The sequence below is a fragment of the Paenibacillus oryzisoli genome, from assembly GCF_050467285.1.
Lineage (GTDB): Bacteria > Bacillota > Bacilli > Paenibacillales > NBRC-103111 > Paenibacillus_E > Paenibacillus_E oryzisoli_A.
Window position 1 is genome coordinate 484,416 of sequence record NZ_JBCMUN010000006.1, and the last position, 12,481, is coordinate 496,896.

At 45.9% G+C, this 12,481-nt stretch carries 7 protein-coding genes; 6 read left to right on the top strand and 1 reads right to left on the bottom strand.

The window, feature by feature from the left end; translation table 11 throughout:
* Nucleotides 1-11: 11 nt before the first annotated feature.
* From ABE504_RS11005 to ABE504_RS11030, 6 genes are all read left to right on the top strand, one after another.
* The gene (locus tag ABE504_RS11005; protein ID WP_430088069.1) at nt 12-881 is read left to right on the top strand and encodes a carbohydrate ABC transporter permease; all 870 of its coding nucleotides are present in this window, start codon (nt 12-14) and stop codon (nt 879-881) included.
* A 58-nt stretch (nt 882-939) separates the two neighbouring features.
* Complete coding sequence (locus tag ABE504_RS11010; RefSeq protein WP_430088070.1) at nt 940-2,535, top strand: extracellular solute-binding protein; 1,596 nt, start codon at nt 940-942, stop codon at nt 2,533-2,535.
* A gap of 62 nt (nt 2,536-2,597) precedes the next feature.
* Nucleotides 2,598-7,721 (top strand): DUF7594 domain-containing protein, encoded by a 5,124-nt coding sequence (locus ABE504_RS11015; RefSeq protein WP_430088072.1) that lies wholly within the window; start codon nt 2,598-2,600, stop codon nt 7,719-7,721.
* Nucleotides 7,722-7,814: 93 nt separating this feature from the next.
* Nucleotides 7,815-9,674, top strand: coding sequence for a hypothetical protein (locus ABE504_RS11020; RefSeq protein WP_430088074.1), 1,860 nt, complete (start codon nt 7,815-7,817; stop codon nt 9,672-9,674).
* 149 nt (nt 9,675-9,823) lie between these two features.
* Nucleotides 9,824-10,789: an N-acetylneuraminate lyase gene (locus tag ABE504_RS11025; RefSeq protein WP_430088076.1), complete on the top strand. Its 966-nt coding sequence runs from the start codon at nt 9,824-9,826 to the stop codon at nt 10,787-10,789.
* 12 nt (nt 10,790-10,801) lie between these two features.
* The gene (locus tag ABE504_RS11030) at nt 10,802-11,275 is read left to right on the top strand and encodes a YhcH/YjgK/YiaL family protein (RefSeq protein ID WP_430088078.1); all 474 of its coding nucleotides are present in this window, start codon (nt 10,802-10,804) and stop codon (nt 11,273-11,275) included.
* 256 nt (nt 11,276-11,531) lie between these two features.
* Here the strand turns inward: ABE504_RS11030 and ABE504_RS11035 are convergent, their stop codons facing one another.
* The gene (locus ABE504_RS11035; RefSeq protein ID WP_430088080.1) at nt 11,532-12,374 is read right to left on the bottom strand and encodes an NAD-dependent epimerase/dehydratase family protein; all 843 of its coding nucleotides are present in this window, start codon (nt 12,372-12,374) and stop codon (nt 11,532-11,534) included.
* Between the last annotated feature and the right edge of the window lie 107 nt (nt 12,375-12,481).

The following is a 12,481-nucleotide window of genomic DNA, read 5'->3' on the forward strand; positions in this document are numbered from 1 at the left end:
CAAACAAAAAGATGCTAAATGGATTTGCAAGAATAAGTGTTTACATACTCCTTGGCTGTTTCTCATTATTGACCCTATTCCCGTTCTGGTATGAAATTGCGGCATCTTTCAGCAGCAGCAGAGCGATTAATTCCGGTGAAGTTTTCTTATGGCCAGTCGAGTTCAATGTCGTTGCCTATGAACGTTTGTTTGACGATGGCCAGTTATTCGTAGCCATGCGCAACACAGTTGTTGTCACGGTTGTCGGAACGGCGCTTAATATGGTCATGACCATTCTGGCAGCCTATCCGCTCTCAAGAAGAAGACTTCTCGGTCGAAACGCGCTGCTCATGATGATCACGGTTACGATGTTGTTTGTTGCTGGCATCATTCCTAACTTTATCCTCATCAAAACGTTAGGTTTAATGAACTCGTATTGGGCTGTTTGGCTGCCTGGATTAATCAGCACATACAACATGTTTGTGATGAAAACATTCATGGAAGGGCTGCCTGAGGAAATTGAGGAGTCTGCATCGATGGATGGTGCCGGCGATTGGCGAATATTAATGCAGATCTTTATCCCGCTCTGCAAGCCGATTTTGGCAGCATTGTCCTTGTTCTATGCTGTTAGTTGGTGGAACAGCTACTTTAACGTGATGCTCTACATCACAAAGTCGGCCAAACTAACCGTTATGGTAAAGGTTTATCAGATGGTCAACAAGGTGGATGAGAACTTATTAAACAATATTGGAGGAAATGATGCGGCGGAACGAATTCTGCTTACTCCGGAAGCGATTAAAGCAGCAGCCGTTGTCATCGCTGTGATGCCGATTCTTTGCGTATATCCATTCCTTCAGAAATATTTTGTCAAAGGCGTTTTAATCGGTTCGGTCAAAGGTTGATCTCCAGAGCGAACTGACGTTAGATTTTCATTTCATATAGATAAAGGGGATAAAAAGAATGAGTAAGTTCAAATACGCAGGAAATGCCGTTCTCGCGGTAACCATGGCTTTGTCATTACTTGTCGCATGCAGCTCCAACCAGACTTCTTCGGTACAAACAAGCAGTTCGCCGGCTTCCTCCCCAGCACCCAGTTCGGGACCTAAGAAGGAAATCAGCGTATCGATGTTCGATCGCGGTACGGTACCGACGGAGGAAGGCACTTATGAAAACAACCGGTGGACAAAGTGGATCAATGAGAAGTCGCCTGTGAATGTCAAATGGGTTCCCGTTACCAGGAGTCAAGCGCAGCCCAAATTGAATGCTCTCATCGCTTCCGGTGAAGCTCCTGATTTAATCTGGGAATACGACCGAAATTATATTAGCCAATTGGCCAACCAAGGCGTTATTCAGCCGATCGGCGATTATATCAACAAGTACAGCACAACGTACAAAGCATATCTGGAGAAACACCCAGAGCTCAAGCCTTATCTGAACGTCAACGGTCAAACGTATGCGGTTTCGTTCGCGCGAGAAACAGTCGCCAATCACGGCATGTGGATTCGTCAAGATTGGTTGGATAAGCTAGGACTGAAAGCTCCGACTACTGCTGAAGAATTTATCGAAGTCGCTCGCAAATTCAGAGATGGTGATCCGGATGGCAACGGCAAAGCGGACACCGTACCGATCTCATTAAGCGGTAGCGGCACCGGAATTTTGCGAGCTTTATTTTTCACCCAGGAAAATCAGTGGTATGTGGAAGGCGGCAAGCTGGAATACGGTAGGCTTCTTGACCGTTCTGCGGATTCGCTTGCGTTCCAGAAGCAGCTTTTTGACGAGGGATTGATCGACAAGGAATATATTACAGACACCAACTTTCAGCGTTCAAGTCAATTGTTGACGACCGGTAAAGCAGGCATATATTTGGGACAATGGGGTACGGTAAATATTGATAACGCCTATCGCGATTTATTGAAAAATGTGCCGGATGCGAAGTTGGTTCCGCTTGAATCGATCGGCACCAAGTATGGTAAGAACGGCTTATATCAAGAGGCCCCTCCGAGCGTATTTACTGTATTTAACAGCAAGATGAAGGAAGAGCAAATCAAATCGGCCATCCAATTTTTAGACTGGATGCTGAAGGATGGATGGGTACCCCTCAAGTATGGGGAGGAAAATGTACATTATAAAACAGTTGATGGCGCTAGGCAGACCATCGATCAGGACAAATTTGTCAAGGAAGTCAGTTATGCCGGCGAGTACGCGCTCATGATCGATTCGATTATGACGCCTAAATTGATCATAGACACGGCGGCGAAGGATGAGCTATCCCAGAATTATGCCAAGTTGAAGGCGAAGTCGCTTGAACTGGCAATGAAGAATGTATACCGGAGAGATATTCCGTATAGCCCGGATATTCCTGAATTAACACAGTTGATCGCTACGTTCTCACCGATCGCCGTTCAGATTGAAACGAAAGTGGTTACCGGTGGGAAGTCGATAACGGCCCAGGATGGACTAAATGAACTTCGCAAAGAATGGAAGCGCCTAGGCGGAGATAACGTAGATAAGCAGGTTCAGGAGTGGTACCAGAAGAACAAGAACAATTTTAAATAACAATCGATAAACGAAATTGGCAAGCTCTTTTTCCGGATGTCCGAGATGTCCGGGAGAAGTGCTTGGCTTATAAGTTAAAAATAACGATAAGAGGTGAGTACGTGCACGTGTTTAAAAAAATGCAATTGAAAGTAACAAGCCTTGTTTTAACTTTTTCAATGACAGCGGCTTTGTTCCAAGGATTTGTTGCTCCGCTTGTTCCCTATGCAAATGACGAGATGTCGGCTTTTGCAGCGTCAGCCGATCCGGTTAGCTCACAGTTATATCCGAGTGAAGATACCTATGTCAGAGGCGGAGGGAGCGCGAATACGAACTTTGGGTCCTCTACAACATTAGGTGTAAAAAATTTTGATGCGGATGTCAATATTAAGCGGCAGGCCTTCATGAAATATGATTTAAGTTCTGTTGCAAATGAGATCGGATCTGCCAAATTAAAGATATATGCCATTGATACGGAGAATTCAACGATCGGCGTTCAATTGTTTGGTATGGAAGACGATGCATGGAAAGGAAACGCGGTAACCTGGAATACCAAGCCCATTCCTGAACATTATATAACCAATATTCAAGTAGGCAAAACAGCAGGCTGGTATGAAATCGATGTGACTGCTTTTGTGAAACGGCAAAAGGCGTTGGATCAGACGGCAAGTTTCGCATTCCTGGAGCAGGCGGCGCAAGGTCATGCTGTGAATATCAACAGCGTGGAGAATGCGGAGAACCGTCCATATTTGGAGATTTCGACTGATCGCGTAAATGCAAGCGCTCCCAATTGGCCATCTGGCGGATATGTCAACATTTCGAATGTAAGTGCAACAGGCCTGCAACTAAACTGGTCATCGGCTGTAGACCCTGCAGGTGTGGCCAGCTATACCATTTATCAAAACGGAAATGTCATAGGAACGGTTAGTGGATCAGCGACCTCGTATTCAGTGACAGGGCTGCAGGTCGGACAGAAGGTTACGTTCAAGGTTGAAGCCGGTAATGCCCTGAATCAATGGAGTCACGATGGGCCCTATGTGACTGTGACGTTGCCCGACCCGAAACAGACTGTTGTATTGCCGCTCGAGGATACCTATGTCCGGGGTGGGGGGAACGCAAATGATAATTATGGAACATCAGCATTGTTAGGCGTGAAGAATTTTAATGCTGATGCCAATTTAAACCGGCAAGCATATATGAAATATGATTTGAATTATTTTGGTGGAGAGATCGGATCGGCCAAATTAAAAATATATGCCGTCGATACCGAGAATTCGACGATTGGTGTCCAAGTATTTGGCATGGAGGACGATTCCTGGCAGGCAAACACTGTGACCTGGAATACCAAGCCAACTCCTGATACTTATATTGCCAACCTCAATGTAGGTAAAACAGCGGGGTGGTATGAAATCGATGTGACTGCTTTTGTGAAACGGCAAAAGGCATTGGATCAGACGGTCAGTTTTGCGTTCTTGGAGCAAGCCGAACAAGGTCATGCTGTGCAAATTAACAGCATGGAGAACACGGTGAACCGCCCGTATCTGGAGCTTTCCACCGATCGCGTAAATGCGAGCGCTCCCAATTGGCCGTCCGGAGGAAGCCTCAACGTCTCAGACTTCAACGAAACGGGCTTGCAATTAAACTGGTCAGCTGCAGATGACCCTATTGGCGTGACTGGTTATAGAATTTATCAAAACGGAATCGTCTTGGGAACGGTTGCCGATACTGCAAGCTCTTATACGGTTACGGGACTGCAAAGCGATCAAAAATACACGTTTAAGGTCGAGGCTGTGAACGGCTTGAATCAATGGAGCACAGATGGCCCCTTCATTACAACGATGTTGCCATCCACCAAACTGGTTCAGCTTCGTCCAGGCAATGTATTTATCAATAATGAAGCTATTCAATTTAAGGTAATAACCACAAGACCAAGCGTAGCGTGGGCAGTCTATGATTATCAAGGAGCTGCGGTTTCTGAGGGGATCAGCCCGGTTGCTCAGGGCGAGGCTATAGTGACGGTTCCTTTTACAACGTTCGGTTATTTTACCTTACAAATCAAGGTCAATTCTAACGTTAGTGATCCCATTTCAATTAAAACTCCGTTCGCCGTGCTTTCTCCCCTAGAGCATTCGGTGCAAGTGAATTCTCCGTTCGGGATGGCTACCCACCTGCACCGTATCCCGCCAGCGGATGCTGCTAATTTGATCGACATGATGAAATATGCCGGTATCGGTATGGTTCGGGACGGTAGAGAATGGAACAGTATTGAAAAGCAAAAGGGTTCATACACCTTTTCTCCTTCTCCCGATGATTACATGGCGAAGTTGAATGATGATCATTTTGATTTCACATTTGTTTCCGGGTTCAACAACCCTTTTTATGATAACAATAGCACTCCCTATACCGATGAGGGTCGTGCAGGGTTCGCCAATTATGTGAAAGCGTATGCGGATCAATACGAAGGCCAGTTGGATGCCATCGAAGTTTTCAACGAGTTTAACGGAAGCTTTGGGGACAGAGGAAACGGACCGGCCGATTCGAAACCGGAAAATTATTTTCCATTGCTGAAAAAAACGTATGAAACAGTCAAGGCTGCGCATCCCGACACGCCTGTCGTGGGCATGGTCATGGCGATCGACTTGAATTGGATGGAAAAAGTATTCCAGCTTGGGGGCCTGCAGTATTTGGATGTTATTTCCGTTCATCCTTATGTATATCCAGGTGAGCCGGAGCGGTTGGAGAGTCAAATTAAAGGATTGCAGGATTTGATCCGGCAATATAATAACGGGCAGCTGAAACCGATCTGGATCTCTGAAACAGGCTGGCCCACGCAACTGGACAGTCGCGGAGTGGATGAACAGAAGCAGGCGGACTATCTAATTCGTAGTTATGTCGTTGCAATCGCGAACGGTATCGACAAAATCATGTGGTACGATTTTATGAACGATGGCGTTCAGCTCAATTATAACGAAGATAATTTCGGAATCATCCGTAATACCAATGATAAACTGGGCGCTTACACACCTAAGCCTGCATATGCGGCTTATGCGACCATGACAAGAGCACTTGGTGGCGCACATTTTGTAAGTAAGGATTCGATGGATACGGACATCCAAAGTTACGTTTTCCAAAAGGGGGGTGAACAAATAAGAGCTGTGTGGGCAGCAGGTTCGTCGGTCCCGGCTGTTATTCATACCGCAACTTCGATCCAAATCACGGATATGATGGGAAATACAGATACGTATGTTCCTCATAATGGGAACGTTTATGTGACCTTAAACGATGAGCCGTATTTTATAAAAGGGACTATTTCCGGAGTCGAGGAGGATTCCACATTCTCCCTGCATGGGGATCCCGCACGAGTCGGTGATCCGATCAACTTAACATTGGAAACCGATAATAAAACCTCAACATCTTTCTCTTTCGTCTTAAAGGTGGAAGGCGAGTCGCATCCGGTATTTGCCGAGGGTGGTCATAAGGCTACCCAAATGCTGACCGTTCCCAATTTGAATGAACCGGGGACCCGCTTGGTTAAGGGTTTCTTGATGAAAGGAAATGACAAGATCGGCGTAATAAGAAGCGCGGTTACAGCGCTCCAGTCCTATGAAGTCAAGGTTCGTCCCCTTATTGCCGACGTAGCTACGATGAGCACAACGCTTCAAATTCAGATCAACAATCTTTCTGCCACCAAAGGATTGCAAGTTAGAAAAGTCGAATGGAAGTTCGGTACGCATTCGGGAACGAAGGAATTGCAAGCTGAGGTTCAGTCCAGTTCTGCAGATGTATTTGATATTCCGCTTACGGGTTATGGTCTAGGGGTAACGAATGCGCTTAAAGTCACGGTTTACTTTGATGACTACGATCCGTTCACTTATGAAGGAACGGCTGAATTCAACCCCATTATGCAAGGGACGATTAGCGTTGATGGAGCGATCGATCCAGAAACGGCAGCCGCTTTCTCCACAATCGACCTGTCCAAGGGGACGGTCAAAATGACAGGTTATCAAGGATCAAATGATTTGAGCGGGAAATTTTGGCTTAACTTCGATTCAAATCGTCTGTATATCACAGCAAGAATCAAAGATGACACCATGTCGGCACCTTTTTCCGGAGCGGACATTTATAAAAATGACAGCTTTCAATTCGCAATTTCGAACGGACTCCCGGGAGAGAGTCTCAGTTGGTATGAATATGGGATTTCCCAAACACCAAACGGTCCACAAATTTATCGCTGGATTACACCTCCGGGAGTAAGCAAAGGATTGGTGACAAATGGCAAGCTTGTCGTAACGAGAGATGACATTCAGCACGATACAATTTACGAGTTGGCGCTTCCTTGGTCGGAAATAACGCCAATCATGGCGGAAAGAAACGAAGTCATCAGCTTCTCTTTATTGGTAAATGACAATGATGGGAGTGGCAGAAAGGGTTGGATTGAGTGGGGGGCCGGTATAGGTGACGGTAAATTATCCAATAAATTCCGTGCTATGCAGTGGATCGTAACGGACGATACCCCACCTACAACAGCAACTGCACTTGAAGGTACGAAACATAACGAATGGTATGTGTCTGATGTCAAAGTCAATCTTAGCGCCACGGATGATCGGCCCGGCGTGACAGAGACGGTGTATAGTTTGAATGGCGGCGCCACATGGCAGCCATACACACAGGAACTTTGGTTTGTTGAAGATGGACCTCACACGTTGTTATACCGCTCAACCGATGCTGTAGGAAATGTAGAGCAAGCCAAATCGGTTACATTCATGATTGATCAGACTCCTCCGATTGTGCAGATTTCTGGCGTTGGCACGTTTACAGTCGATCAGCATGTGAAGATCGCATGTTCGGCAGCGGATAGCATATCGGGCATCGTGTACAGCAATTGCAACGGGCTACTGGTTGATAGTCCTGCCTATATGCTCGGATTAGGCACACACCAGGTATTGGCAAAAGCTGAGGATGCAGCAGGCCACATGACATTCGAAACATCAAGTTACACAATTCAAGTGACAGGGGATAGCTTAGCAGCATTAACGGGGCGTCTCGTAACCGGAGAAGGATCGAAAGGAGTGGTCAACTCGCTTGTCAAAAAGCTGGAACATTCGCAGTATGGCGCTTATGTGAACGAGATATCAGCGCAAAAAGGAAAACGGATTCCGAACGAGTTGGCAGACATCTTGATTGAACTTGCCCACGCGCTAGAATGATGGCCTGCCCCGGTTAGAAGCAAATCTGACCGGGGCTTTCCTTCATACATGGCGATCCAACATGCATGTTCAAATTGAATGGAGGGACTTGATATGTTTCTGAGGAAGATGGGGATTTTCTTGATGATTTGTCTTGCAGGCATCATCGGTTTACCGCTTAACCAAGCCAACGCCATCGATTCCGACTACTTTGGGGTGAATGACCCTTTGCAACGCTACACGACGGATTACACGACGGAAATCAATCAAATCGCCGATTCCCAAATTCAATGGATCCGCATTTCCCCCGAATGGGGCAGGATTGAAACAGCTAAAGGTGTGTATGACACGGCCTACTTGAATCAATTGGATAATATGGTCAATCAATTGACTGCAAAGGGCATCCATATTGTTTGGATTTTATGTTATACCGCACCTTGGGCTTCCTCCATGCCGGGGGTTCCTTCACCGGATATAGCCAGGTATAAACCGGCCAATTGGGCGGACTGGGAAAGCTATGTCAATTTTATAACCACAAGGTATCAAGGGAAAATCAATTATTGGGAGGTTTGGAACGAGCAGGATTCGTTGGGATTCTGGAAGAGCAGTATCGACGATTACAATACCCTCCTGCAGAAAGCCTATACTGCTGTCAAAGCGACCGACTCTTCCAATACCGTATTATTGGGGGGATTGGCTTTAACAAGTTATGGTCTCGGCACATGGTTCGATACATTGATGAGCAAGGGAGCAGGGAACTATTTTGACATCATTAATTACCATGCATACGGGGCATCACCGCTTCTGGTCAGTAAATATAACGGGATGATGGACATCGTAAATAAGTACAGTGCGACCTTGGGAAGCAAGTCGATCTGGATAACGGAAACCGGCTCTTCTTCGATGGGAACGAATGAATACCAAAAAGCTGACTACGCGGATCAAGTGTATGCGATGAACAAACGGTGGCCAAATGTCGCCAAAACATTTTGGTACAATTATAGAGACACGGACACGAACAATGTTAAGGAGGACAATTTTGGTCTTGTCGCTAAAAATTTATCACCGTTAAAGGCTTTGTACCATTTTCAAGCGTTGAACGGTGCCGAAAGCTTCTTCGGCGCGCAAGTGGAAAATTCGCTCACGTTATTTATGAACACGTCTCCGGCAGACAGCGGAGTAACGAGCTATGGATCTTATATCCAGGTTTCCCCCAATAAATACGCATATTTTCGATTGAACGACCAATGGCTTTATGACACGAACGACGGGCTTGATACAACGGTTACGATAGAAGTGACATATCTAGACAGCGGGTCCGGCTCATGGCAGCTTCAATACGATGGGCAGGGAGGAGCCTATACAACAATGGCTAAAGTGTATATTGGCAATACAGGTGGGTGGAAAACCCAAACGTATACCTTAAACGATATTAAATTCGCCAACAGGCAAAATAGTTATTCCGATTTTCGTATTTATTCAGATAACAACGGCTTGAAATCCTTCAGCAAGGTAACGGTGCGAAAACAAAGCAACCACGCGAAAGTCATATTGAAAAATGTCAACAACTACACATTGATAGAGCAAGTTCAATCGAGTGATCCAACAAAAGAACCGTATACGACGGTGGAGACAATAAGCAGTGTGGAGGCACGCAAAATATCAGGTGACAATAAATATTTCTATTTTCAGGTATCCGATGGATTCGCACGAACAGGAGATGCGCTGTTGACGATTAAAATTTCGTATTATGATTCCGGAACCGACACCATATTGATCCAATACAATGCGCTTAACGCTATATACAAACCATTGCATATTGTGAAAACAGGAACGAATACTTGGAAGGAAGCTGCCTTTACGATAACAGACGCGAATTTTAGAAATTTGCAGAATAATGCCAGCGATTTTCGGATCGGCAATGATTACGATGGAAGTGTCGAGTACATCCGGTCGGTGGAAGTAATAAAATGATTTTTCAAGGGAAGTCTGTTAAATGAGGCGGTTTCATAAAGAAATGAGAGATTTAATAAAAAAGTGGGGGGAAATTCGCTATACCAGGGGCTACAATACAATCATCATAATTCACATCATGCGCTATGGCGCCAAAGGAGAGATAGGGTATGACGACAAACAATAAAACTACTGAAAACAAGGAAGAACGAACTTCGTTCCATGGTATTTTTACGGCGCTGCTTACACCGATGCATAAGGATGGAGCGATCGATTTCGACTCTTTGGCAAATCTGGTAGAGCATCAAATTGACCAAGGCATCCATGGGTTTTATGTGGGAGGAAGCACTGGCGAAGGATTTATTTTGACAAGCGATGAGCGGGAACAAGTCTTGGAGACGGTGGTCCGAACCGCTGCGGGACGGGTTATGATTATTGCGCATGTCGGCTGCATCAGCACGCTGGAATCGATCAGACTTGCCAAACATGCAGAAAAGCAAGGCGTCAACGCGATTTCGGCCGTCGTTCCGTTCTACTACAAAGTGACGATGAAAGAAATACGGGAGCATTACGAGGCTATTATGGCTGCGGTCCCGCTGCCGATGATCATCTACCATTTCCCAGGAGCGACGGGGGTCAGTCTGTCTATGGACTTCTACGAGCAGATGAGCCGCAATCCGCAATGTATTGGAGTGAAATTCACGTCGCTGAATTTGTTCGAAATGCAGCAGATTCGGGCGAGATGCGGCAGCGAGTTCCTGATTTTCAATGGACATGACGAAATTTATTCAGGAGGCGCTTATGCCGGAGCGGATGGTGCCATTGGCAGCACGTTCAACATGATGCCAGGCTTATTCGCGCAAATGTATAAGCTGATTGCGGCGGAAGAGCGTCCTCACATGCCGACATTGCAGAAGATGCAAGCCGAGGCCAACGAGGTGATTGCGCATATGATCCAATTCGATGTCATCCCGTATGAGAAATATATGCTTTATTTGCAGGGCGTGATCTCATCTTGGGCTGTCCGCCAGCCGCTTAAACAGTTTACGGAGAAAGAACGCGAACAAATCAAGGCATTCTACGTAGGAAGTGACGTGCTGTGTCGTCACCGGAATGGTATATGTACCGGACATTAGGAGGAGCTTGCCATGATTATAGATACGATCCGTTATCGCCGGGATCATCAATACCAATATGGTGAGGCTGTATGTCGTGCGCTCGAATATGTCATTAATTTGAATCCGAACGATATACAGTCTACAGTTGAATTAGAAGGAAAGAACATGTACTTGATGAAGCAGAAACCGACGACTAAGCTGTTCGAGGAACAACTGGCCGAAGCTCATGCCTGTTATGCCGACATCCATCTCGTGTTAGCAGGGGAAGAGTGGCAAGGCTTCGCCTCTCATTCAAATAAGAACCAGGCGGTTGAAGACCAACTGGAACAAAGGGATTACATCCTGTTCCAACATGTTGAGAACGAAGGACGTATTCGGCTTCTGCCGGGCGATTTCACCGTCTATTGGCCTGGTGAAATTCACCGCCCAAATTGCCATTTGGCAGAGAGTGTTCATCTGGTCAAGATCGTTGTTAAGATTCACCGTGATTTGCTCGAAAATTAAAATTATCACATTCAAATGAAAACGATCAGCCCCCGGTAGGCCTCTGAGCTATCGGGTTATTTATTTTACCTTGAAACGGGCGCTCATGAAGCTGTATCATGAGTTTTATAAGGCGAAGCGATGAGGAACGGTTGTAATGAATGTGATATAGATGAAGGTATTTTTAGGTAGATTTAAATATAAGTCGCTAAGTCCGGGCAGTATTTCCGGATGCTTGCGATCTTTTTTATGTTACTTCACAGTACATAATGTTGTATTATGACGCTCCTGCATCTCTTGCTGAATAGAACGACGGGAAAATTGGACGATAATGTAATTCGTCTTTTATGCGCGCTGTCTCAAGAATCATTTCCCATGGATTAAATTCCTGTTGCTGTGTTTCTGACGGAATCTGGTGGTCATGAAGCTGAAACAACTCTGCTGCGGAGATCGGAGCATCGTCGGCAACATTGTAGATTCGGCCATCTATACCTAGTGTGGAAGCAGCGAGCATTAGGGCCTGATTTACATCCGCATGGTGTACCATATGGAGTTGTTTGGCAGGATTCCATTTTTGCATGAACGGTAGAAATTCCCTGACATGGGGATCTTGCTCACCATAGACAAAAGCGAGCCGCAAAATGCGCAGTCCTAATCCCTGTTCTCGATGAAGCCGCAACAGCGCGTCTTCAGCAGCAACTTTGGTTTGAGGGTAAGGGGAGATCGGCTTCAATTCGTCATCTTCACGGCTAGGTCTTGAATGATTCGGGGAACCGTAAACCATACTGGTGCTGGAAAATACAAACCTTGGCACATCCGCCTTCAAGGCTGCGCGAGCTAAAGTTATACTGGCATCGACGTTTGACATCCTAGCAGTGTTCTCGTCTACACCGCGGAACTGCGCAGCCAAGTGTATCACAACATCTGTGCCCCAGAGAGCGTCAGTCCAATTATCCGTATGCAAAAGATCGCCTTCATAAACTTCAGCTCCTTGCCGGCGAAACCAATCCGCCTTTGCAGCATCCCGAACTAAAAGTTTGACGTGATGACCACGCTGCAGCAATCGCGGAACAACGCGGCTTCCTATTTTACCTGTTGCTCCTGTTAGGAAAACATTCATTTTTCAAAACCTCCTGAGTTTTTCAAATGCTATATTGGCAGTATGACATAATGTGCGGGTAGCTTCCTTCCTGTGTTTATCGTATGATTGGTAGTGTTAGGATAAGG